Source organism: Rhizobium sp. RM, assembly GCF_013390595.1.
Classification (GTDB): Bacteria; Pseudomonadota; Alphaproteobacteria; order Rhizobiales; family Rhizobiaceae; genus Agrobacterium.
In genome coordinates, this window is sequence record NZ_JACAWV010000007.1 from 1 (window position 1) to 23,519 (window position 23,519).

General features: G+C 55.6%; 24 protein-coding genes and 1 pseudogene. 7 read left to right on the plus strand and 18 right to left on the minus strand.

What is annotated here, in order from left to right:
* The first annotated feature begins 629 nt into the window (after positions 1 to 629).
* The 3 genes and pseudogenes from HWX89_RS26635 to HWX89_RS26505 all read left to right on the plus strand — a co-directional run bounded on the left by HWX89_RS26635 (position 630) and on the right by HWX89_RS26505 (position 1,434).
* Entirely contained in the window at positions 630 to 755 is a 126-nt protein-coding gene (locus tag HWX89_RS26635; protein WP_502707588.1) for an HVO_A0114 family putative DNA-binding protein, read from the plus strand.
* 150 nt (positions 756 to 905) lie between these two features.
* Positions 906 to 1,184: pseudogene (locus HWX89_RS04700) on the plus strand (nucleotidyltransferase family protein); the annotation flags it as partial.
* Positions 1,174 to 1,434 (plus strand): HepT-like ribonuclease domain-containing protein, encoded by a 261-nt coding sequence (locus tag HWX89_RS26505; protein WP_353505654.1) that lies wholly within the window; start codon positions 1,174 to 1,176, stop codon positions 1,432 to 1,434. The pseudogene HWX89_RS04700 and the gene HWX89_RS26505, both read left to right, overlap by 11 nt.
* Before the next feature lie 5 nt (positions 1,435 to 1,439).
* On the opposite strand, the gene HWX89_RS04705 is transcribed toward HWX89_RS26505, so the two are convergent.
* The 6 genes from HWX89_RS04705 to HWX89_RS04730 all read right to left on the minus strand — a co-directional run bounded on the left by HWX89_RS04705 (position 1,440) and on the right by HWX89_RS04730 (position 7,709).
* A complete protein-coding gene (locus HWX89_RS04705) occupies positions 1,440 to 3,479 on the minus strand; it encodes a putative bifunctional diguanylate cyclase/phosphodiesterase (RefSeq protein ID WP_138793521.1) in 2,040 nt (679 codons plus the stop codon).
* 327 nt (positions 3,480 to 3,806) lie between these two features.
* Entirely contained in the window at positions 3,807 to 4,742 is a 936-nt protein-coding gene (locus tag HWX89_RS04710; protein ID WP_138793235.1) for a 2-hydroxyacid dehydrogenase, read from the minus strand.
* 22 nt (positions 4,743 to 4,764) lie between these two features.
* Positions 4,765 to 5,496: an amino acid ABC transporter ATP-binding protein gene (locus HWX89_RS04715; protein WP_138793236.1), complete on the minus strand. Its 732-nt coding sequence runs from the start codon at positions 5,494 to 5,496 to the stop codon at positions 4,765 to 4,767.
* On the minus strand, positions 5,477 to 6,136 hold the full coding sequence (locus HWX89_RS04720; RefSeq protein WP_138793237.1) for an amino acid ABC transporter permease: 660 nt from the start codon (positions 6,134 to 6,136) through the stop codon (positions 5,477 to 5,479). Before HWX89_RS04720 ends, HWX89_RS04715 begins: the two co-directional genes overlap by 20 nt.
* Positions 6,133 to 6,837 carry an amino acid ABC transporter permease gene (locus HWX89_RS04725; protein ID WP_138793238.1) on the minus strand — a complete coding sequence of 235 codons (705 nt, stop codon included), beginning with the start codon at positions 6,835 to 6,837 and terminating at the stop codon, positions 6,133 to 6,135. Before HWX89_RS04725 ends, HWX89_RS04720 begins: the two co-directional genes overlap by 4 nt.
* A 68-nt stretch (positions 6,838 to 6,905) precedes the next feature.
* Positions 6,906 to 7,709 (minus strand): transporter substrate-binding domain-containing protein, encoded by an 804-nt coding sequence (locus HWX89_RS04730; protein ID WP_138793239.1) that lies wholly within the window; start codon positions 7,707 to 7,709, stop codon positions 6,906 to 6,908.
* Between the two features lie 292 nt (positions 7,710 to 8,001).
* Here HWX89_RS04730 and HWX89_RS04735 point away from each other — a divergent pair, with 292 nt between their 5' ends.
* Both HWX89_RS04735 and HWX89_RS04740 read left to right on the plus strand, forming a co-directional pair.
* Positions 8,002 to 8,322 (plus strand): hypothetical protein, encoded by a 321-nt coding sequence (locus HWX89_RS04735; protein ID WP_138793240.1) that lies wholly within the window; start codon positions 8,002 to 8,004, stop codon positions 8,320 to 8,322.
* A 157-nt stretch (positions 8,323 to 8,479) separates the two neighbouring features.
* The gene (locus tag HWX89_RS04740; RefSeq protein WP_138793522.1) at positions 8,480 to 9,502 is read left to right on the plus strand and encodes a LacI family DNA-binding transcriptional regulator; all 1,023 of its coding nucleotides are present in this window, start codon (positions 8,480 to 8,482) and stop codon (positions 9,500 to 9,502) included.
* Positions 9,503 to 9,562: 60 nt separating this feature from the next.
* Here HWX89_RS04740 and HWX89_RS04745 read toward each other — a convergent pair whose 3' ends face one another.
* The 7 genes from HWX89_RS04745 to HWX89_RS04775 all read right to left on the minus strand — a co-directional run bounded on the left by HWX89_RS04745 (position 9,563) and on the right by HWX89_RS04775 (position 16,482).
* On the minus strand, positions 9,563 to 10,591 hold the full coding sequence (locus HWX89_RS04745) for a trans-3-hydroxy-L-proline dehydratase (protein WP_138793241.1): 1,029 nt from the start codon (positions 10,589 to 10,591) through the stop codon (positions 9,563 to 9,565).
* A gap of 10 nt (positions 10,592 to 10,601) precedes the next feature.
* Positions 10,602 to 12,305 (minus strand): cis-3-hydroxy-L-proline dehydratase, encoded by a 1,704-nt coding sequence (gene lhpI / locus HWX89_RS04750; protein WP_138793242.1) that lies wholly within the window; start codon positions 12,303 to 12,305, stop codon positions 10,602 to 10,604.
* 13 nt (positions 12,306 to 12,318) lie between these two features.
* The gene (locus tag HWX89_RS04755; protein WP_138793243.1) at positions 12,319 to 13,560 is read right to left on the minus strand and encodes an NAD(P)/FAD-dependent oxidoreductase; all 1,242 of its coding nucleotides are present in this window, start codon (positions 13,558 to 13,560) and stop codon (positions 12,319 to 12,321) included.
* The gene (locus HWX89_RS04760; RefSeq protein ID WP_138793244.1) at positions 13,560 to 14,282 is read right to left on the minus strand and encodes an amino acid ABC transporter ATP-binding protein; all 723 of its coding nucleotides are present in this window, start codon (positions 14,280 to 14,282) and stop codon (positions 13,560 to 13,562) included. The genes HWX89_RS04755 and HWX89_RS04760 overlap by 1 nt, the downstream gene beginning before the upstream one ends.
* Positions 14,275 to 14,928 (minus strand): amino acid ABC transporter permease, encoded by a 654-nt coding sequence (locus tag HWX89_RS04765; protein ID WP_138793245.1) that lies wholly within the window; start codon positions 14,926 to 14,928, stop codon positions 14,275 to 14,277. Before HWX89_RS04765 ends, HWX89_RS04760 begins: the two co-directional genes overlap by 8 nt.
* 12 nt (positions 14,929 to 14,940) lie before the next feature.
* A complete protein-coding gene (locus HWX89_RS04770; protein WP_138793246.1) occupies positions 14,941 to 15,606 on the minus strand; it encodes an amino acid ABC transporter permease in 666 nt (221 codons plus the stop codon).
* Between the two features lie 69 nt (positions 15,607 to 15,675).
* Positions 15,676 to 16,482, minus strand: coding sequence for an ABC transporter substrate-binding protein (locus tag HWX89_RS04775; protein ID WP_138793247.1), 807 nt, complete (start codon positions 16,480 to 16,482; stop codon positions 15,676 to 15,678).
* A gap of 349 nt (positions 16,483 to 16,831) precedes the next feature.
* On the opposite strand from HWX89_RS04775, the gene HWX89_RS04780 reads away from it, so the two are divergent.
* Positions 16,832 to 17,869 (plus strand): Ldh family oxidoreductase, encoded by a 1,038-nt coding sequence (locus HWX89_RS04780; protein ID WP_138793248.1) that lies wholly within the window; start codon positions 16,832 to 16,834, stop codon positions 17,867 to 17,869.
* Positions 17,870 to 18,062: 193 nt separating this feature from the next.
* On the opposite strand, the gene HWX89_RS04785 is transcribed toward HWX89_RS04780, so the two are convergent.
* From HWX89_RS04785 to ftsZ, 3 genes are all read right to left on the minus strand, one after another.
* Positions 18,063 to 19,028 (minus strand): dihydrodipicolinate synthase family protein, encoded by a 966-nt coding sequence (locus HWX89_RS04785; protein ID WP_138793249.1) that lies wholly within the window; start codon positions 19,026 to 19,028, stop codon positions 18,063 to 18,065.
* Positions 19,029 to 19,138: 110 nt separating this feature from the next.
* Positions 19,139 to 19,837, minus strand: coding sequence for a GntR family transcriptional regulator (locus tag HWX89_RS04790; protein WP_138793250.1), 699 nt, complete (start codon positions 19,835 to 19,837; stop codon positions 19,139 to 19,141).
* 172 nt (positions 19,838 to 20,009) lie between these two features.
* Complete coding sequence (gene ftsZ, locus HWX89_RS04795) at positions 20,010 to 20,972, minus strand: cell division protein FtsZ (RefSeq protein ID WP_138793251.1); 963 nt, start codon at positions 20,970 to 20,972, stop codon at positions 20,010 to 20,012.
* A 274-nt stretch (positions 20,973 to 21,246) separates the two neighbouring features.
* Here ftsZ and HWX89_RS04800 point away from each other — a divergent pair, with 274 nt between their 5' ends.
* Positions 21,247 to 21,687, plus strand: coding sequence for a response regulator (locus HWX89_RS04800; RefSeq protein ID WP_138793252.1), 441 nt, complete (start codon positions 21,247 to 21,249; stop codon positions 21,685 to 21,687).
* A 328-nt stretch (positions 21,688 to 22,015) separates the two neighbouring features.
* Here HWX89_RS04800 and HWX89_RS04805 read toward each other — a convergent pair whose 3' ends face one another.
* Positions 22,016 to 22,162, minus strand: coding sequence for a DUF1127 domain-containing protein (locus tag HWX89_RS04805; protein WP_138793253.1), 147 nt, complete (start codon positions 22,160 to 22,162; stop codon positions 22,016 to 22,018).
* A 347-nt stretch (positions 22,163 to 22,509) separates the two neighbouring features.
* Complete coding sequence (gene aztC / locus HWX89_RS04810) at positions 22,510 to 23,499, minus strand: zinc ABC transporter substrate-binding protein AztC (protein WP_138793254.1); 990 nt, start codon at positions 23,497 to 23,499, stop codon at positions 22,510 to 22,512.
* Between the last annotated feature and the right edge of the window lie 20 nt (positions 23,500 to 23,519).

Below are 23,519 nucleotides of genomic sequence, written 5' to 3' on the forward strand. Positions count from 1 at the left end.
TGGTCTGGATCTGACAAGAGGGGCATTTTTTGTTGTCGGCCTTGCTCCATAATAACTATATCATGATATAGTTATTATGGAGCAAGGCCGACAACAAAAAATGCCCCTCTTGTCAGATCCAGACCAATTCATACCAATCAAATTCGCAGGATTCTGTCGAGCTCGCGACAAAAGCCGCTGTAAAACCATCCGGTTCGGCTGTTTTGGCTACTTTATCCCATTCCAGTCGAATCCACCAAAAAACAGGCGCGCACTCAGCTCTCTATATTTTATATGTTTGCTTCCCTGAAACTCCTCGTATATATCGCGATCGCGACGGGCCTCGCCATTCATGAATGGAATAATATTCTAATAAAAAAGAATATATATACGTAATGATCGGCGCACTAAAGAAATACATTCCTATTATGCACGCAGACCAAAACCAACAAAGCGACCAAGAGGAGAAACAAACAGTGAAGCTGCTCTTGACAAAGCTTTTCATAGGTCAACGAGTGCGATGCGCTCAGGCCGTCCATCCGCCCCCATCGCGACCTTCTCTTTCTCATCGCCTGCGCAGCTTTTTTCGGTCATTACTCCCAAAAGATGGGAATTAATCGAACATCTCCAGAAGATCTGGTCCATCCAGCATACGCGGGCTTGCCAAATCCGTCCAACGTAATGTCAAACATGTGCATGAGGATGTCTTCGCTTTGTCGGATTGGGGATCTTCGAACAAACCGAAGACGGAAAGGTTCACGGACCCTATGACGTGATCCGCGCAAATTTCGACACCGCACAACAGTAGCAATAAGACTGCGGAGAGTATATTCCTCCGCGCACGACAGATTGGCCAGCGCGCTGTTTTCTGTCTCACTGTCGTCGCTTCACCATCGAGATTCCTGACGCCTTGCCGGAGTGGGATTATGACGTATCCTCCCAAGAAGCACGCTCGTGCCATAAAAGGTATGGGCGCTACAGCCCTGTATCTATTTGGATCAACGGCCCGTGGTGAAGGACGATACTCAAGTGACCTCGATCTCTTCATTGATTACGATCCGGCCAAGAAGTTTTCGCTTCTGGAACTGGTTGGCATCAAGCAATTCCTCGAAGAAAAGCTAGCTGTAGAGGTAGACGTCACCACCCGTAACAGCCTCCATCCGATGCTTCGCCGAGACATCGAGCGATCTGCTGTTGGGTATTTTAAAGGTAAAGCGAAAAGTCGCGCCAGTTCAGGCCGAAATACTGGAAGCGACAGAGGACATTCAGACCACCCGTAAGACGCTAGCGGATTTTGAACGGGACTGGCTTCTCAAGCTTGCCGTCCAGCGGGCGTTGGAAATCGTCTCCGAAGCATCGCGGCACATTCCTGACCAATTGCTCGTGATAGCTCCCGATCGTCATCGGGTGAACCCAAGCGCCGCACAAAAGCAACCGCCTTGCTGCGGCAATTAAAACGATTATTTCAGCAGCATCTGAAGCGATAAAGCATCCAGAGGGCGTTTAAAGTAATAACCTTGACCATAAAGACAGCCCTCGTCGCGCAAAAAATCCGCTTGGTCCACCGTCTCTATCCCCTCAGCAATAACATCGATATCGAGCGAACGAGCGAGTTGGATCATGATTGACACGATAGCACTGTCCTTGGATTGGTGAGGCAAGTTTGTCAGAAACGATCGATCAATTTTTATACACGACAAAGGGAATGTTTTCAGCATGCCAAGGCATGAGTAGCCCATTCCAAAATCATCAAGCGCGAGACTGACACCCATATCCTTGATGGCACGCATGACAATGACGGATGCATCAACGTCCTGGATGATCAGTGTTTCGGTGATTTCAATTTCAAGCGATGATGGATCAAGACCGGTCTCGTCGAGCGCGTCCCTGATTTTCGCCACAAGTCCGCTCTGGAACTGCCGAGGCGAGACATTGACCGCCATTTTTACAGGAGCAAGCCCCAATTGACGCCACAACTGCGCCTGTCGGCACGCTTTCTTCAGCACCAACTCCCCGAGCTCGACGATGAGGCCGGTTTCCTCTGCAAGGTCGATGAACTCACCGGGACCGAGCAGCCCTTCGGATGGATGCTGCCAGCGCACCAGCGCTTCCACGCCGAAGATTTCACCTGTATCGAGATTGACCTGTGGCTGATAGTGGAGAACAAACTGATCGGATTCGAGTGCTGCGCGCAGTTCTTCGATACGCGTGAATTTCTTGCGTAGATCCTCCGCCATTTTGGGCGAGAACGTTACGATACTGTCGCGACCAGCGTGTTTTGCTCCATACATGGCAAGATCAGCAGCAGCGACAATTTCCGCAGTTGTCTCGCCATGCTCTGGAAAGAGCGCCATACCCACACTGCAGGTCACCTTCATATCGTAGTTTCCGACACGAACGGGCTTGGAAACAGCAGTCCTTATTTCTTCAAGCCTCGGTTCGAACCCATCTTGCTGGCATTCGAGTACGATGACAAATTCGTCGCCGCCAACACGTACAACGAGATCGCCGCGCTGCAGGACACGAGCAATACGTTCGGCTGTTTTCGCCAACAGCTCGTCGCCCAGACTGTGGCCGAGTGTATCGTTGATCTGCTTGAAATTATCGAGGTCCAGGAAGCCAATCCCGACGGCCTTAGATGCTTTCGATGCACTTTCGAGGATCTCAGGGAGTTTCGTATCCAGAAATCGGCGGTTGGGCAGGCGCGTCAGCATATCGTGGTCGGCAAGGAACAGAATCTGTGCCGCGGCACGCTTTCTATCAATCGCGAGCCCTGCCATGCGTCCCGCGGCTGCTACAAACTCGACAAGCCCGGCATCCGGGTTACGGTCAGGCAGCATACACCAGACAAAACCGTGTGGCGCACCGTCGCTCGCAGGAATTTCGGAACCGAAAACGGATCCTTCGCTTGGGACGGCGATACCGGATGGCTCGTCGACAACCGAGATCGTATCGACAAGATCCAACGAGATCGTGCTTGTTTCAGAGGCGTAGAGCGTGCGCTCGCCTGGCGCGGCATCGTAGACCCGCACGACGCAATTGAGCCCCGATGCCAGACTTTCGATGGCTTCAACAAACTCACCAAGAAAATGGTCGATATCGGTCGCGGCAACGATCATTTGTAGAATACGTGCCTGCGCCTGCAAAAGGCGTTCCGAGGCTTTCTTTTCGGTAATATCGCGAGAAGCACCGACGACACCGACGACATTTCCGTTCGTATCTCGCAAAGGCACCCGCGACATCATCAGCCAGCGATCGACCCCGCCGCGCATCGCACGCTGCTCGAAGCCGAGATCCGGCTCACCGGTACGCATAACGCGTTCTTCAGTGTCCGGGATCAACGCAAGACTTGCGGCTTCGCCATGGATGTCGACATCGGTCAAACCGATAAGTTCTTCGACAGAAGAAAATCCGTTGTTCGTGACGACGGCCCGATTGGCGAACAGGAAGCGCCCTTCCCTGTCCTTTGCATAGATCAGGTCCGGCACGTGATCGATCATGGCTTCAAGCAGTGCATGGCGACCGGAAACTGTTGTCACGCGCTCGGCCGTCACCGGTCCAGAGCTATTGGCATCCACGATAGCGTCTTCACGCCGTGAAACCGACGCCTGATCATCCAAGGTTGATTTCACATCACTGGAACTCACACGCTCCGCCTCACCGCTCACATCATATGGGCCGGATAGTAAGAATACAGGTATTATGTAAATGTGAACAGGCGCTACCAGTTTACGCCTCGAAGGGCGCAAATATTTATAGTTGCAGCAGATTTTGGGGCAACGAATGCGCGAAGCGCGGCAGGAGATCTTCCTGCCACGACCCGTTTGTTAAAGAACCGGTGTGGGGATCGGCTTACCCGCAAAATGCGCGTCGAGGTTGGCAAGAACGAGATCCGCCATTGCACGACGCGTCTGATGTGTTCCGCTACCGACATGGGGAGCAAGCACAACGTTTTCGAACGCAAAAAGGGCCTCTGGTACGCGAGGCTCATCCTCGAACACATCAAGCGCGGCGCCACCGATCACGCCATTCTTAAGAGCCTCGACAAGTGCTCCTTCGTCCACCAGAGAGCCACGGGCTACATTGACGAGGGTTCCCTGCGGACCAAGTGCCTTTAGGACACCGGCATTGACGATGTGGCGCGTGTCGGCGGTTGCGGCAGCCGCAATCACCAGTACGTCGCAGTTGGCCGCGAGTTCCTCGATTGTCGCATGGTATTCATAGGCGACATCGCGCTTGTTTCTGGCGGTATAGGAAATGCGCGCATCAAAGCCTTCAAGGCGTGTTGCAATCGCCTGACCGATACGACCAAGACCGAAGATGCCGTAACGGCGTCCAGTGACACGCGTTGAAAGCCCCATATCGCCTTTCAACCATGCACCGGTCCGGACATGCTGATCCGCACGCGGGAGCTGGCGAGCCTGTGCGAGAATAAGACCGAGTGCCAGGTCAGCAACGTCGGCGGTCAAAACATCCGGTGTATTCGAGACATGGTAACCACGGCGCTTTGCTTCTTTGAGATCAACCTTGTCGAAACCGACGCCGTTGATCGAAACAATCTCGAGGTTTGGCAGGCCGGCGCCAATATCTGCCGGCAGACCGATATGCCCGCCGGTGACGACACCACGGATCGCGGCACCTTTTTCAGCGAGGTATGCCGCTTTGTCTTCCGCTTCGAAGTAGCGATGAACGGTGAATCGTTCAGCAAGCTCCTTCTCCAGGGCCGGGATCAGCGGGCACAATTGCAAAATTTCGGTTGTCATCAGTCTTCCTTTTGCGCCGATGTTACTTCACATCGGCCTTTACGAATTGCCGGAGTTCCGGCGTTTGCGGATTGGCAAAGAGTTCGGCGGAGGGCCCCTGCTCCCAGATCGTGCCCTTGTGCATAAAGATGGTCTGAGTTGCAACGCGACGGGCAAACGCCATTTCATGGGTAACGAGGATCATCGTCATCCCATCCTTGGCGAGGTTTTCCATGACCGTCAGAACCTCTTCAGTCAGCTCTGGATCGAGCGCGGATGTGACCTCATCAAAGAGCATCACCTTGGGACGCATGGCGAGCGATCTTGCGATCGCAACGCGCTGCTGCTGACCACCCGACAACTGGTCCGGATAGGAATCGAACTTCTCCGAAAGGCCAACAAGCTGCAGCACTTCGCGGGCGATCGTCTGTGTTTCCGATTTCGCGACATCCTTGACGATGCGGGGGGCGAGCATGATGTTTTCGCCAACCGTGAGATGCGGGAAGAGATTGTAGCTCTGGAACACGATCCCGACGTCAGTGCGCAACTTGCGCAGTGCCTTGGCGTCCTCGCCAAGTGCGTGACCTGCTATTTCAATGCGGCCGGAATTGATTTTTTCCAAACCGTTCATGCAGCGCAGGAGCGTACTTTTTCCAGAGCCCGAACGGCCGATCAGAGCAAAGACCTCACCGCGACCGACAGAGAGCGAAACACCCTTGAGCACTTCGAGCGCACCGAAGCTCTTGTGAACGTTTTCAACGATTACTTCCGGCATGAAGCCTCCTTTCCAGCCAACGAGAGAGCTGGGACAACGGGTAGCAGACGATGAAATAAAGAACCGCAACGGCAACAAAGACGCGGAAGGGCTGGAACGTAGCGTTGTTGATCAACTGCCCCGCTCTTGCCAATTCGACGAAACCGATGATCGATGCGATTGACGTATTCTTGACGACCTGGACGGCAAAGCCGACGGTCGGGGGTAAGGAGATGCGCATGGCCTGCGGAAGGATGACGTATCGGTACTGCTGTGCCCTTGTGAGCGCCAGCGATTCCGAGGCCTCCCATTGTTGCTTTGGCACTGCCTGGATACAGCCACGCCAGATCTCTGCAAGGTAGCCTGATGCATAAACCGTCATGGATGCGCCGGCCGCAATCAGGGGCGGCAACTCAAATCCTGCAAGGCTCAGCCCGTAGTAGGACAAGAACAGGATCATCAGTACCGGTATGCCCTGAATGATCTGGATGTATGTACCGGCGGCAAAACGTAGAGCCTTGATGTCGGACGTACGGGCAAGAGCAATCAGGAAGCCGACAATGCCTCCACCGACAAGTGCAAGGATCGTCAAGAGTACGGTCCATTGCAGGGCGGTCAGAAGGAATCCGAATTCGCTCAGACCAAAAGTTCTAAGTGTCATGACTGCACCTCCGGCAAAGCGGACATCGTCCTTCGGGCAACACGGCGGCCAAACAGCCACATGCCAACAAGGGCAAGGACAAGCCGCAGGCAAAGAGCGAGCGCGAGATAGATGAGTGTGGCGACGATGTAGACTTCGAAGGAACGGTAGGTCTGCGATTCCACGAAGGCCGCAGCGGCTGCAAGTTCATGGGTCGAAATCGCCGAGCAGATGCTGGATGCCAGCATCATCAGGACAAACTGACTGCAAAGCGACGGATAGACCTTGGCGATCGCCGGGACAATGATGACATGGCGGTAGATCTGGAATTTTGTAAAACCCAGAGCCTCACCTGCCTCGATCTGCGACTTGTGGACAGCCTCGATGCCGGCCCGGATAATCTCGGTTGAATAGGCAGCGAGGTTGATCGTCATGCCGATCAGGGCAGCCGTGTCAGCACCGACACGAAACCCTAGCCCCGGCAGGCCGAAATAGACGATAAAGAGCTGCACGAGGAAAGGTGTATTGCGAATGATCTCGACGTAGGCATCCACAAGTACGCGGACGATACCGCCATTTATGGAGCGCAGTGAGGCCAGAAGAATACCAAATGCACAGCCGAGCACGATCGACAGGACCGACAGCTTGATCGTCAGCCATATGCCGTTCAGGAGCTCGTTTTGATATTGGGCGAGAGCGCCAAATTGAAACGTATAGGACATGCACCACTCCGTTGACATTTCCCGGCCCGCCGAAAGTTTTTATCCGGCGGGCACGCTGAAAGGCTCAATCAGAAGTTCGGCAGTTGCGGCATTGCGCGACCAGTCCACTTCATCGAAATACGGTCGAGGTCACCGGACATTTTCATGAGGTAGATGGACGTGTTGAGCCACTGACGAAGTTCGAAATCTTCGATTTTCGTGGCCATCGAATTGCCCTGCTGGAAGAACGTAAATCCGACCTGCAGCCCGGCCTCGGGACGTTGCTTGATAATCGCTTCACCTACTGTCGATGGCAACGCAACCGCGTCAACCTGTCCGGCGAGAAGAGCCTGCGCGCTGGTGGAGTCGTCTTCGTAAACGACAACCTCGAGACCTTCGACGTTAGCCTTGCGAAGAGCGGTTTCCTGCGACGAACCACGGTTCACCGAAACGCGCTTGCCCTTCAGGCTCTCCAGATTTTCAAACTTCTGATCCGGACCGGAAATGATATCCATATTGAAGGCGCTGTAGGGCTGCGTGAACATGACGGTTTTCGCACGTTCACCGGTTGGAGCCAGTGTCGCCACCAGGAAATCGACCTTGCCCGTCTGGAGGGCCGGAATACGTGCCGGCGGCGTCAGCGGAACGAGTTCAACGGGTAGATTGAGGTATGTCCCGATGAGGTTAGCAACATCAACGTCATAACCGGACGGGTTCCCCTTCTCATCAACCATACCCATTGGCGGCGCGCCTGTCAGAACACCGATCTTCACCGAACCGCGCGACATGATATCGCTGATAGAGACGGCGTGCGCCGATGTCGTCGCAGCAAACGACGCGGCCGCAACACCAACTGCAATCGTGACGTTCTTCAAAAATCTCGAAATACTCATGGTTTCTCCTCCAACCCTGAAAGCCCCGTCCAACCATCGAACGGCGCCAAGAAAGACCGGCAAAATGTTCTCGATAACATCGAGGCTTCCTTCGCCATAAAACTCCTCCCAAGCGGACGAAAAGATGTGAAATAAGCGAATAACTCCCGATTTCAGCCCGTTTCCGACACGATATCGATTTTCCTCCAATCAACACCCTTCCCCGTTCTTGGCACGATGAATAATGCATGTTATCGGTATCATTGCAAGTACGAACTCAGCTATCAAGCTCTGTTAAATTTCGGGAGGAACCATGTACACGCGCTCAGCCATTTTCGAAGGCACAATTCACCCTGGACGAGAAGACGAGTTTTTCCGCATCGTGGAAGAGCGTCTTTTGCCGGTTTGGAAGAGGATGCCGAATGCACAGGCAGTCCGGGTTATGCGCACCCAGCGCACAGATCCGGATGCAGCACCGATCATCATGGTTCAGGAAATTGACTATCCCTCGATGGAGGCAGTCGAGGAGGCACTCGTGTCCCCGGTCAGACTGGAGGGCCGTGTCCTGACGGATGAGATGATGAGCATGTGCGACGGGCGGTTCTATCACCTCGTTTATAGCCGCGTCGCATAAAAACCGGTGCACGTTGCGTCTGCATAATCCGACGTGACGTGCTTTCTCCCTTAGTCTTCGTGTATGTCTAGCCGAAAGTCGTTTCATATTCGGGAGACATGCCTTGGTGGAGCACACGCCCTTGGCCGCTGCGACAGTCGCATCCAAAAAAGCAACGATGAATGACGTCTCGAAACTTGCTGGCGTCTCGAAGATGACCGTGTCCCGCGTGCTTGGCGATCCCTCGCTCGTCTCTGAAGAGACCCGGCTGAAGGTGATGAAGGCCATTGAAAAGCTCGGATACGTCCCGGACCGGATTGCGGGCTCGCTTTCGTCGCGACGGACGAATTTCATCACCGCCATCCTGCCGACACTGACGAACTCAAACTTTGCTGACAGCGCACAGGGTCTTGCCAATGCCTTGCGCGCTGCAGATTATCAGTTGCTGATCGGTTACACGATGTACGACCTGCAGGAGGAGGAACGCGTTATCAAGACAATGATGGAGCGCCGGCCAGACGCAATCGTTGTCGCTGGCACTGTCCATACAAAGGCCGCGAGTGAAGTTCTCGTGCGTGCGGGCATTCCGATCGTCGAAATCTGGGAGGTGCCGGAGCACCCTATCGATCACGCTGTCGGCTTTTCCAACTACGAGGTTGGAAGAACGGCGGCCAGGCATCTCATGTCGCTCGGCTTTACCCGCATCGGTGCTTTAGGCTCAAGGGCAGACGGCGATGTCAAGGATTGGCGTGGTGAGGCGCGTCTGCTTGGATTTGGCGCGGCATTGCGCGAGGCTGGCCTTTCCGACGAATTCATAACACGCGAGGGCCATGCACCGGTTTCTTACGACCACGGTGGCAAGACGCTTGGTGTCCTTCTCGAAAAGGCACCGGACATCGAGGCCGTTTTTGCGGTATCTGATATTTCTGCCGTTGGCGCACTCATGGAATGTCACCGCCGCGGCATAGATGTTCCCGGCAGGATTTCGATCCTCGGGTTCGGCGACTTCGATATCGGCAGACAGTGTTTTCCCGCAATCTCGACGATCCGCGTCGATGCCCAGACGATCGGTCGCAGGGCTGGTGAACTGCTTTTATCCATTCTGGAGCCGGAGAAAGATGCGACAGCCCCGGAAAACGCCCGTATCGATGTTGGCTTCGAATTGATCATTCGGGATACAACCAAGCGCATTGCCGGTTGAGGCGCGCTCCCGGTCTGTCCATCTTGCAATAGACAGACCGCATCGCATGCGATTGGCGTCTTAACGCGCACCCCATGTGTCGGTGAGACGATAACCTTCCGGCCATGGATCGGAAGGATCGAGCATGTGCTGATGGATTCCCGTCACCCAGCCGCGGCCTGAAATCTCAGGCAGGACGGCCTTGCGATCACCGACCGTCGTTTCGCCGAGAATGCGCCCGCTGAAGGTTGAGCCGATGACGGAGACGGCGGTCAGGGTCTCACCCTGCTTCATTTCCCCACGTGCGTGGAGCACGGCCATGCGTGCCGAAAGCGCGGTGCCTGTTGGTGAGCGGTCAACCTTGCCCGGTTGAATCGCAACCGCAGCTCCTGCCCTCAATCCTTCTGCAGTTCGCTCCACCCGACCTGCAAAAAGGCAAAACGAAAAATGCTTCCAGTCGGGATTTTCCGGATGGCTGAAGCCAAGCGATCGGTTCGCGGCATTGGTGATGCGGACGCCGAGCCGGGCGATATCATGCGCCTCGTCAGGTTTGAGACTAAACCCCAGCGCCTCTGCATCTACGATTACGAAGCTGTCGCCGCCATATGCTGTGTCGACAGTCAAGGTTCCAAGTCCCTCGACGTCAAGTTTCGCATCCAGCCGATCGGCAAAACTCGGCAGGTTCTGAACGAAGATCCGCTCTGCCTTACCATTTTTGCACTCGGCACGGACCCGGACAAGTCCGCCCGGTGCTTCGAGCACCATGTGTGTTTCCGGCTCCTGCATCGGCACAATCCCGCCATCGAGAAGCACGGTCGAGACACAGATCGAGTTCGACCCGGACATGGGCGGCGTATCTTCCGGTTCCATGATAATGAATGCGGCATCCGCATCGCGGTGCTTTGGCGGAACCAGAAGGTTGACATGGCGGAAGACACCGCCGCGCGGCTCGTTCAACACGAAATTGCGCAGTGTCTGGTCGCGGGCAATAAAACGGCTCTGCTCCCAAATGGTGTCGCCAGGCGGCGGCAGAACGCCCCCAACGATGACATCACCCACTTCGCCTTCCGCATGAGCGGAGATCACGTGAACGGTTTTTATGCTTCGCATGAGAAATTCCTTATGAAAGCCAGGTCGGAAGAGAAACGTTGGCGCGTCCTGTCAACGCCGCATCGACGCATTGAGCAAGAGATCCGAACCGGACGGCACGACCGCTGAGGCCTGGACCGTAATGCGCATATTTCCCGGAATTGGTCATCAGGGCGCGTGTCTTCGTTGGGAAAACCGGTTCCGATATCGAGCACCAACAGAGATCGGGAAGGACCTGGATACCGCTTTCCACGAGCCGCTGGAACGTGCCCTCATCTTTTGCCGCATCGATTACCTGTTGGCCTGCGGTGACGATCACTGCGACACCCGCATGGTGCTTTCGGCCGGCAAATGCATCCGCGAGCGCACGGCACTCGGCAAGCGAGGCATGCGGACTGCCGATCGCCACGAGCTGAACGTCCTCCGGCCCTTCATTCAGCAACCTCCAGGCAGCGGCCATGTCACGATCGGTAATCGTCACGAAATCGGCCCCCGCAATGGGTGCGAGCGAGGCTTCGGGGGTGACCCCCTCGATATGGAGCATGGGTGATGCCGATGTTGTTCCAAAGGCCGCACAAAGCGCCTTGAGATCGTCCTTCGACGGGCGTCCTTCACTGAGGCCACGAAGGACGGGGATACAATCGGGCGCAGCCTTGCCTGCGAGATAACCGACGAGCGGCCAGAACGCGTCATCGATGTTGGCTGGCAGGGAGACATCGATAATGCGCTGAGGACGCCGGTTCTCCTCCAGATAGACGCCAGAGAGCGGGGCACGTCCGGTTAGTGCGATACAGAGATCTAGAAAATCCGGATGCTTGGCGGTACGTGCGCCCAGCACGGTATTTGCAAAGATGACGGCATTCGATTCCGCCCAGGCGATTGATTCACCCATCCTTGGGGCACTGTCGAGGAGATAGGGTGAGCAGGTAAAAGTCGGACGGCAACCCATGCGGACGTAGGCGTCGGCCAATCGCGCCGCAGGATCGCCGAATGTCGTCGGCACGCCCTGCGACTGCCAATTCGACTTGTCGACGGAAATCGCATTCATGGTTGTGGGCACGCGGACTTTCGCGCCCATTTCGGCCATCTTCTCCGCGAAGGTTAAGTTGGCAGGGCTCGCATAAATACAGCCGTCGATGTGCCCCTGGGTCACGTCGACAAGACCTGTGGCCCCTTGCTGTGCAGCCATGGCAACAATGATGCGCATCGCCTGTTGAACGGCAACCCCATCGCGGCCATCGAGCATGGCACCGTCGTCTGTCGCGAGGTCAAGCTCGCTCGTTGCTGGCGGCGCTAGAGGTAGCGAGAATTCACCACCTGATATGGAATGACCGTCAATCCGGACTTTCCCTACACCAGAGAATTTATCGAAACTCTGCTGATCGAGGCGCACGACCGGCATGGGGCTGCCGAACATTTCGCCAGCGATCAGCGCACCAAGCGTCAGGACGTCTTCGGCTTCGCAAAATACCAGTGCAGCAGGCCCGCGGCCGGTGAGGATCAGATCGAGCAGGACCCCCGAGCCTGTGCATGAGCCGCGGCTCGTGGGCATGAAAAGGATGGCGCCCGTAAGGCTCTCGTCATGCAGCGGATGATGCACATCGATGACCTTGCCGGTGGCTGGATCGACACCACCCCAGAAGCTGAGCGCTTCGGTTGTCGCAATGACCCGACCTTCCGCTGAGCCTCGAAGAATACTTTGTGCAGCAACAATATCTGAAGTGCGCGCGACCATCGAAATGCTCCTGTCAAAAACGCTGCGGCGAGAATGGCGCCAGATCCACCGGTGGCTTTTGGCCGGTCAGCAGGTCTGCAACAATGCGAGACGTACCCGCCGATTGTGTCAGGCCCAGATGTCCGTGGCCGAAGGCATAGACAACACGGTCTGACTGCCGTGCATGACCGATTGCAGGAAGGCTATCTGGCAAGGACGGACGGAACCCCATCCATTGCCGGCCGCCATCCGATTTCAGCCCAGGAAGGAAAGCCTTGGCCTTATTCAAAAGGGCTTCCGAGCGTGCAAAATTGGCCGGCAGTTCCAGCCCGCCGAGTTCCACTGCGCCTCCGACGCGGATGCCACTCGTCAGTCTCGTGACGACAAAACCGTGCCCGCCAAAGGTAATCTGCGTACGAAGGTCAAATGCCGCGCCTGGCAGCGTGGTATTATAGCCCCTCTCGGTTTCGAGCGGTATTTTTTCGCCAAGGGAACGGGCAATTCTATGGGAGAAAGCACCTGCTGCAACGACGGCCTTTGCGGCTCTCAACTTGCGTCCATCCAGGCCTGTGGCCTCGACCCCTTCACCCTCTATACGAAGGCTAGTGACGTCAAGCTTTTCAATCGTGCCGCCGGTGGCACGGAAATGTTCGGCGAGAGCAAGTGTGTAGAGTTCAGGGTCTGCGATTGAATACCAGCCTGGTGTAAAGGTACCGCTGATAAACCTTGGTGCAATACCCGGTTGGATTTCGGCCATCTGTTCAGCATTGAGGTGCCTGAATTCAATGCCGTGGCGGGTTCGTGCCTTCCATCCGGCCAATGAAGCTTCAAACTCAGCCTCGCTTTCATAGACCTGAAGGTTTCCCTCCTTGCGCAGCATGGAGATTGTGCCTGTTTTTCTCAAAAACGGTTCAAGCTCAGCTCTGGAGAGATCCATTATTGCCGTCTGCGCGGCGGTAGAATGCTCGACCCGCGAGGCAGCGCATGCCCGCCAGAACCGCAACATCCACGGTGCGATTTTCAGAGCATAGGCCGGTGGAACACTAAGTGGCCCAAGGGGGTCCATAAGCCATTTAGGAGCCTTCCACAAAATACCTGGCGAGGCGAGCGGCAGAATATCCGTGAAGGCAAACGCACCGGCATTCCCAGCGGAAGCACCGGCGGCAGGCCCCTGCCTGTCAACGACGATGACGGAAAGGCCGCGTGCCTGTGCGGCGATTGCCGCAGACAGGCCAACGACACCAGCCCCAATGACGAGAACATCGGGACTGGCCATTAACGGACGCTCGCGAGGAACTTCTGTGTTTCTGCCTGTTGAGGTGACCCGAAGAGCTGCTCGGGCGTTCCAATCTCAGCCATGACCCCTTGATGGAAAAATGCGACACGGTTCGACACATCGCGCGCGAAAGCCATTTCATGGGTGACACAGATCATCGTCATCCCCTCTTCAGCAAGCATTTTCAAGGTATCGAGCACCTCGCCCACGAGCATCGGATCCAGTGCCGATGTCACCTCGTCGAACAGCATGTATTCCGGCGACATCGCAAGTGCGCGGGCGATTGCCATTCGCTGCTGCTGTCCGCCAGACATCCTGTTCGGATAGACTTTCAGTTTCTCGCCGAGACCGACATGGGTGAGTTGCTTGACTGCAATCTCTTCTGCCTGCTCTTTCGAAATCCCGAGCACTTTTCGAGGTGCCAGCATAACGTTTTCCAGGACCGTCAGGTGGGGAAAGGCGTTCCACTGCTGGAACACGATGCCGACCTTACGGCGCAGCCTGTTCAGGTCCGTCGTCTTGGCGTGAACCTCGGTCCCGTCAATAACGATCTTGCCGCTGTCGATCGGTTCGAGACCGTTGATGCAGGTGAGAAGTGTCGATTTTCCAGAGCCGGAGCCACCGATGATGGTGACCACCTCGCCTTTGCTGACGGTGAGGTTGATCCCCTTCAGAACTTCCAGTGGGCCGAAGGATTTGCGGACGTTTTCGATCTCAATCATTGGGGGACCACCGTCTTTCGAGATACCCGCCGAACCGGGCGATGGGGAAGCTGATAATAAAGTAGATGGCACCGCAAATCAGAAGGATTGTAAGCGGTTCCTGGAGGCGGGTGACAAGGATTTGCGACGCCCGCAAAAGCTCGATCAGGCCGAGCCACAGCACAAGTGCAGAATCTTTCATGACACCGAGTGTCAGACCGATCCACGACGGGAGTGACACGCGGGTTGCAAGCGGCAGGACGATATAACGCATGTCCTGCGACCACGTCATGCCGAGAGATCGGCAGGCACGCCTTGTATTGGACGGCACTGAGGAAATACCGCCGCGGACGATCTCTGTGCAATAGGCTGCGGTGTAAAGCGACAGCACGACACAGGACGTGGTGAAAGGCGGCCAGCCAAGCTTGGCGATCGACTGAAACGCATTGCCGAGCACGAGTTGGATGAGCAGCGGCACAGAGCGGAACACATCAAGCACGAAGGTCAAAGGCAATGACCAATATGCACCGAGCTGAACGCGGATAATACCGAAGATAATCCCCATGACCGTACCTGCCGTAACGGCAACTGCCGTAACGGCAAGGGTCATTCCTGCCCCTTTGGCAAGAAAGGCGAGATCACTCCAGGTGAGAGCGGTTTCGAACATGGCTCACCTCTCTCAGTAACGGAACAGACGCCATGCCAGAACCCTGGCGGCGAGCGTGACGATCTTGGCAATCACGTAGTAGATGACTGCTGCAAGTGCGAAAAATTCGAAGGTGCGGAATGACTTGGCATTCAGCGCCTGGGTAACACCCGCAAGGTCGGTATTCATTCCCACAGTCACGCCAAGCGAGGTCATGAGGATTGCCCAAACCATCTGGTTGGTGGCCGGCAAGAACGCGACGCGCAGCATTTGGGGCAAAATGATCAGCCGGAAGGTTTGCATCGACGTCATCCCAAGCGATCGGCCAGACCTGGTCTGGGTATCCGGGATAGCTTTCAAAGCACCGCGGAAATTCTCCGCGAGATATCCGGCATTGTTGAAGGCGATGCCAACGAGCAGAGCCGTGTATGGGCTGAGGTGGATGCCGAAGTTACCAAGGCCGAAATGCGCCATGTAGATCTGGAACAAAGCCGGCGTGTTGCGGGCAATTTCGACCCAGGTTGCGGCAAACGCGCCAAGGGCACGATTTTCCGATAACCGGAACAGGGTGAGCATGATTGCGCAGGCCAGTCCGATCACCATGGACAGGATCGCGACCTGGAGCGTCACCACCGCACCGTCCAAGAGCTGCGGCAAAGCCTTAAGCGCCTGGTTCCAGTGGAACGTGTAATTAAACATAACCGTCTCACCTTTCAGAAACGATCAACGGCGCGATCATGTCGATCGCGCCGTTTCAAAAAGTCCTGATTAGCGATAGACGCCGTTAACCGCGAGCGACGGCGCTTCGCCGCCCACCCACTTCTCGTAAAGCTCGGCGTAACGACCTGTACGTACCTGCTGGTTGATGAACAGGTTCAAGTAGTTGATGAGGCCGTATTCGTCGCGGTTGGTGAAAAGCGCAACGTAGTCGATATCGTAGGGCGCCTTACCGACAACGGAGATACCCCCGAATTTGCCGCTCTTGACGTTGGATTGCGCGACAGTCGATGTGGAAACCGTTGCGTCGATCTGACCCTGGCTCAGCGCAAGGAAGACATCGGCTTGCGTCTGATAGGGACGGAACTCGCCAACACCCCACTCCTTGACGGAGTTCTCAAGTGCAATTGCTTCAAACGTACCTGCGGTGGCACCGACTGTCTTGCCCTTCATGTCTTCGAAAGACTTGATACCGGACTTGTCGTTGGCAGTAACAGCCATTTCGAATGCGAAGTACGGAACGGTCATACCGACAGTCTTCGCACGCTCCAGCGTATCGGACGTCGATGCGACGCCCACATCGACACGCCCAGACATCAGAGCCGGAATACGCTCTGGGAAGGGTGTTTCGACGATTTCGGCAGTAACGCCGAGCGCCTTGGCAAGATCGTTGCAGTAATCGACGTCGAAGCCTTCCGGATTGTTGTTCGCGTCACGCGAACCCATCGGCGGGAAATCGAGCACAACAGCGCAACGCAGCGTACCCGAGGAAATGATGTCGTCGAGCTTGTCGGCCTTGGCCGGTGTCATGGCGGATGCGGCGGCCAGCAGGCCGGCGAAGATGACCGTTTTTCTCATTCTTGATTTGCTCCCAGCAATTGGTCTGCCCTTGAAGGCAAGGACACTATTTCCTCAAGAATACGAGAAATCAACATAAAAAATACAACACGTATACAAAAAGAATTTTTGCACCTGCGAACAAAACGCGGACGCCTGCACGAACAAACAGAACTAACGCTCTGAAAACAGACATGCTTCCCTGCGGCTGGACCAGCGGCATGCCGTTTGTCCATCAGACTTTCTAACCATGCCAACGACACATCCGCTGCGAGGAACGTTTGCCTCCCGAAAATCGCACGTTGCATCCCAGTTAGCTTTGTATACTTTATGTATCCAGAAAGACACGAAAGACATTCCAGAGGTAACAATGACAGGTCAAACGAATCTCACGATCGCTTCCCTTGGCGAACGGGTTGAGGCGATTTTTCTGAAGGCCGGACTGAACGCGATCCAGGCCGGGGCTCTGGCAAGGGTTATTGTCGCGGGAGAGCGAGATGCCTGCAAATCTCATGGTATTTTCCGGATTGAAGGCGCGCTGCGCACCGTGAAGGCCGGAAAGGTCAAGCCGGACGCCGTGCCGGAAATACTGCCCGATGAAGGTACCGCGATCGTCAAGGTCAACGCCCGGGGCGGCTTTGCCAATCCCGCTTATGAACTTGGGCTTCCTGTCCTGGTGGAGCGTGCGCGCCGGCTTGGCGTCGCAGCGCTTGCGATCAACGACTGCACGCATTTCTCGGCTTTATGGCCAGAAGTCGAGGGATTGACGACGAACGGCCTCGCCGGTCTTGTCATGTGCCCAAGCTACGCAACCGTCGCACCGACCGGAGGCAACAAGCCGCTTCTTGGAACCAACCCGTTCGCGTTCGGGTGGCCGCGTAAGGATCAGCCACCCTATGTCTTCGACTTTGCCACCTCTGTTGCGGCACGCGGTGAGATCGAATTGCACCGGCGGGCGGGCAAGCAACTGCCAGAAGGATGGGCCATCGATCGCGATGGTAACCCTACGACGGACCCGGATGCCGCCCTCGACGGCTCGATGCTGCCTTTTGGCGGACACAAGGGGTCCGCAATCGGCACGATGATCGAACTTCTCGCTGGCATCATGATTGGCGACCTGACAAGTCCTGAGGTCCTCGACTATCTCGGCACAACCACGCTCGCACCGTTCCACGGTGAATTGATCATTGCCTTCTCGCCGGAAGCCTTTGCAAAGGGCCGCCCCGGAGATCCGTTCCAGCGCGCGGAAATACTTTTCGAAGCGATCGTCGGACAAGGCGCCCGCCTCCCGTCAGGCCGCCGTTTCGCCGCTAGAGCCAAATCCGAAAGCGAAGGGATCACATTGACCGAAGCAGAGCGATCGAGCCTCGATCACCTTCTCGAAAAAGGTCTAGATGCGGTCTCCTGACCGCTTACCTCGCAAAAACGAAGGGCCCGCATGACGGGCCTTTTTTTGCGCGACGATATTAATGGGGCCTCGGCACGGCACTGTCCGTGACAACCTGCCTGGGACTTAGCTAAACAGCCTTGACGTTCGTCATGCCAAATGGCCCCGGACCGAAGCCCGGGGCCATAAAGCGAAGAGAGCGATCAGCTGGCAATCAGGCTGCCTTGCAGGCCTGCACTGCACCGGGAAGCTTGCTCCAGTCGGCATACCAGCTGTTGAACAGCTTGAACTGTGCCTCTACGTAGCCACGCTGGCTGTCGGACAGAACATCCGTTTCGTTGAAGTGCAGCGAATACTCCTTGTCTCCCTTCAGCACCATCATGCGCTTGAAGTAGAGAACGAGATCTGGGCCTTCGTCGAACGACGACAGTACGGCCAGTGCCTGCTCTAGTTCGAGCGCACGTGCGCGCGCATCGGCATCGCCCTTCGCTGCAGCCTGCGACAGATTGCAAAGGTGGATGACTTCCTTCGGAAGAACGTTACCGATACCGGTGATCGCACCCGTCGCACCGCAATTGACGAAGCCGTGGAAAACGGCCGTATCGACGCCGATCATCAACGTAACCTCATCGTCACGGCTGGTGATGTTTTCGGCGGCATAACGCATGTCTGCCGGGCCACCGAATTCCTTGAAGCCGAGGAGGTTCTTGTGTTCTGCGCGCAGCGCGAAGAAAAGATCGGCGCGCGTTGCAAAACCATAATAGGGGCTGTTGTAGATCACAGCAGGAATTTCAGGGGCGGCAGCAAGGATCGCCTTGAAATGTGCTTTCTGAGCGGAAATGACCGAACCGCGCGACAGAACGCGAGGGATGACCATCAGTCCCTTCGCGCCAACCTTCTGTGCGTGCGCTGCATGGGCCACTGCGGATGCCGTGTTGACGGCACCGGTTCCGACGATCACCGGAATGCCTGCCTTCACCAGGCGTTCCACGCCTTCCATGCGCTGTGCATCGGTCAGAAGCGGCCAGTCGCCCATCGAACCGCAGTAAACAACCGCAGACATGCCGTCCGCGATCAGTTCCTTGCCCTTACGGACGAGCGCGTCGAAGTCAGGGGTACGATCGTCCTTGCAGGGCGTCATCAGCGCAGGGATCACACCAGAAAAAATGCTGGCCGTCATTACAAGCTCCTCATCAATGTCTGTTCGTGGCTACGGGCGCGCGCCTGCGCCACCCTTTCGAAGGACACATTATCGTCTTGTATTTTATTTGTCGACAAGAAATCGACAAGTCAGAGCGATATTTCCAGACGATCTTCACGCACCAGCAATTTCTGCACTTGCCGCACAATTTGCTCGGCATGCTCACGGGCAAGTTTCTCTGAAAGAACAATGTCGCGCGCGGCGATCGCGGCAATCATTTCATCATGATCTTCCACGTACCGTTTCGGGAGCCGGTCTTCGTAAGACTGGTAATAAAGCCGCAGGATGCGTCGTCCTTCATCAAGCAGGCGCTTGAACAGCGTGATGAAATACGGATTACGGCCAGCTTCGGCGATTGCAAGATGGAGGGCTGCATTGGTCGATATCATTGCAAGCGCGTCTTGCTTTTCGACCGCTTTAGCAAACTCCGCCTGGTGTGCGCGGATACCGACGAGATCCTCTGGCCGATGATACTGGGCGGCAAGCTGCGTGGTGACGCGATACATCAGCACCAACGCATCGAAATAGGTATGCATGTTGAGAAAATCGATGTTCGACACCATTGTCGACCGGTTCGGCAGGGTATCGATCAACCCCTCACCGGAAAGGCGAACCAAGGCCTCCCGAATGGGTGTCCTGGACATTTTGAACCGCTCGGCAAGTTGAACTTCATCGATAGGACTACCTGGCGGCAGCACCAGATCTAGAATTTCGTCGCGCAGCAGATCGTAGACCATCTTTACGCCAGAGCCGCGCTTGCGCTCGGCAGAAGCACCAGTATCCGTCATCTTTGAATCCTTTTTGTCGACATAAAGTGTACGATCATATTTTTTTGTTATCAACGCTGACGACGCGCTCTTCACCGCTTATGGTGAAACAATCATGCGGCACAAATAAAAAACCGTCGCGAAATTATCCGCAACGGTTGTTTTTTATTCGGAAAATGTCGGTTTGTGGCGATCAGGTCCGCAGGCCGGTTGCAACAACCGAAATCTTGAAACCGCCATCGAGGGTCGGGTCGAACGAAGCACCCATCACGACGTCGGTTTCTTCGCTGACAGCTTCACGGACAAGCGTCATTGCTTCGTCGATCTCGTAAAGGGTCAAGTCGTTACCGCCCGAAATAGAAACGAGCGCCCCGCGCGCTTCTTTCAGGGAAGGCTCGCCGAGCAGTGGATTGGCGATCGCAGCAGCTGCTGCCTCAGAAGCGCGCTTCTCGCCCTTGGCTTGCGCCGTCCCCATCAACGCACGTCCACCGTTCTTCATGACATATCGGACGTCTGCGAAGTCGAGATTCACCAGACCTTCGCGCAGGATCAAATCGGTAATACACCTGACACCGAGTGAAAGAACCTTATCCGCGGTCTTGAGCGCATTTTCGAATGTCGTTCCCGCATCCGCAATTCGCAAAAGGTTCTGGTTGGGAATGACGATCACGGTATCGGCGGTATTGAGCAGATTTGAGAAACCGTACTCTGCTGCCCGCATGCGACGAGCGCCTTCGAAACTGAATGGCAGCGTGACGACACCGACCGTCAGGATGTTTTTGGCACGGCAAGCTTCGGCAATCACCGGCGCAGCACCTGTCCCCGTGCCGCCACCCATACCTGCGGTGATGAAGCACATGTCGTAGCCGCTCAGGTGATCCATGATTTCGTCAAGGGAATCGAGAGCAGCCTGCCGGCCTACCTCCGGATCGGCACCGGCGCCGAGACCGCCTGTCAGTTCCGAGCTGAGCTGGACCAAGCGAGGCGCATTGGTTTTCTTCAGCGCCTGCGCGTCCGTGTTTGCTGCAATGAAATCAACGCCACCGATACCTTCGGCGATCATGTTGTTGATTGCGTTCCCGCCACCTCCACCGACGCCGACAACGGCGATATTGGGCGTATTGCGGGCAATAGAGGCGTGCGGGGACTGGCTCATCGTCTGGTTCTCTTTTCTAAGTCTTCTCGATTCCGGCGCGTTCGGGCCGGAATGCCTGCGGAAAAAGGCGAAAGTCCGGTAGCAGGCATGTTTCTCCGACCACTTCCCCCGGATGAAAACCAAACCGAATCAACTGCTTCGCTTTCGCAGTTGATAGCCCAAAACCGAGAATGTTTACACTCCATTCACCATGTTTCTCTCAAATTGGAACGACCTGCCGTGAAAGGTGTTTGCCTCTTGCCGAGACTAGAGAGCACACAATGGAGGCAAGCATATGTTGGCGAACATTCTCCAGCACGGAAACGATTTGATGGTGAAACAGCCCAAGGTGCTGATCGTCGAAGACGAGTTCCTGATTGCAATGGACATTGAAGATTCCATTCTCCAGGCGGAAGACGACGCCGATGTAATCGGCATTGCCAACCGCCTCGACCAAGCTGTCGCACTCGGTCGTGACGCCGACATCGCCTTTGTGGACGTGAACCTGGCGGACGGTCAAACAGGTCCAGAGATCGCCAAGCGCCTGTCTGACGACGGAGTGATCGTCATTTTCATGACGGCAAATCCAGAAGTGGTTGTTAATCTCGGGATCGGCGCAGGCGTTATTACAAAACCTGTTCCCTTCGACGCCGTCGAACAATGCCTGGCTTATGCAGTCGCCAAACGGAATGGCACACGTGCGGTCACACCTATCGGTATGATGGCATTCGATTGAATATGTCTTGAGAAACAAAAAAGCCTGCCGCGGGAGGAGGTGCGACAGGCTTTTTAAAAAGGTCGAACAGCGAGTTGGGAGGAGGTAACCGCTGTTCAGTGGGCGCCTCTGGGAGGAGGTAGAGACGACCCGTTCACCAAACGGACTGGGAGGAGGAGTGTCCGTCTGATGATCTTAAGATAGCATTTTCTTGCGCGTTTCCTAGGCACAACTACGCAGCACAGACATGCACAATACGCATAACTCGATCAACGCGCAGGCCCTGGAAATGCAAAAACGCCCGCAAAGCGGGCGTTTCAAACATCATCTGATATGATCGTACCTTAGATCAGATACCGACGGCCTGGCGCGCGACACTAGCGATCTGGCTGCGATCGATACCCAGATCGTGCAGTTCACGAGTGCTCATACGGCCGAGTTCGTTGACGGTCTGACGATATTTGCGCCAGTTATTGAAGGAGCGTGCTACGTTCATGACATTACCCTTTCCTGAGGTTTGGTGACGTCAGTAACGTTTTCGTTCCGGCGTCCTTTGATGACCCCTATATGCTCGCTTTCGCGGCGATTTAACAGGCAGATTACGTCAACACACCCATGCGCTAAATGCAGAGGTCATTGCGAATCCCATGCGGAGGACTACCGGTTCGCCAATTTTTCAGCCACCTAAGGGCTAAGTTTACCGTCCGATCGCTCCGTAATCGGTCACAAGTACTCTGTTCGCATTGCTGATCTATCACACCAGCTGCCAAGAAACGGTACATGAAGAAATGACGAGGACAGCCCTGCAGCCGCCCTCCCCGATAGTTCACCCGAACGCCCGTCTTACTGCGAAAGCACGGCAGCTTTGATTGTATCGATATTATTGTTGATCATATCGATATAGGTTGAAGCGGGGCCGTCCATGGTCGAAAGCGCGTCAGAGTAGAGGGTCCCACCAACCTTGAGGCCGGTCTCTTTTGCAATCTGCTCGATCAGTCGCTTGTCGGTAATGTTTTCCACGAAGATCGCCGAGGCCTTATCTTCCTTCACCTGATCCACGAGCTTGGCGACATCCGCAGCAGATGCTTCCGATTCCGTTGAAACGCCCTCGGGGGCCAGAAACTCCAGGCCATATGACTGTTCGAAGTAACCAAACGCATCGTGCGAAGTGATGATCGTGCGTTTCTCTTGCGGAATGGCGGCAACCTCTGTCTTCACATGATTTTCGAGTCCCTGAAGCTTGGCAACATAGGCTTCCGAATTGGCCGTATATGTTGCGCAACCGGCCTTGTCTGTCTCGCAGAATGCGTCGGCAACGTTCTTAACGTAAATGATGGCGTTGCTGACGGATTGCCAAGCGTGGGGATCAAATTCGCCGTGATGATGATGCCCGTCTTCATCGCCGTGGGAATGGTCATGTCCGTGACCGTTTTCCGCCGCCTCATCCGCTTCTGGATGTGCGTGCCCTGCCGGTTCCTCAGAGAGTTTCAGTGGTTCGACACCCTTTGTCAGCTCGACAACCGGTGCCTTCGTTGCACTTGTTTCGATCAACCTTTTCAAAAAACCTTCAAACTCAAGCCCGTTCACAAGTACAACATCGGCTTTGCTGACCGCAACCGCGTCTGCCGGCCGGGGTTCATAGACATGGGCGTCACCATCTGGCCCAACAAGCGTTGTGACCGTCACCCGGTCACCGCCGACATTCTTGGCGAAGTCCGCAATGATGGAGAAGCTGGCGACAACTTTCAGATCTTTTGCCGACGCCTGTGTGGCCAACATCGTCGAAAGCGTGAGGATGCTTGCGCATGTGGCAAAACGTAACGTTGAAAGCACGGGTATATCTCCTTTGAGAG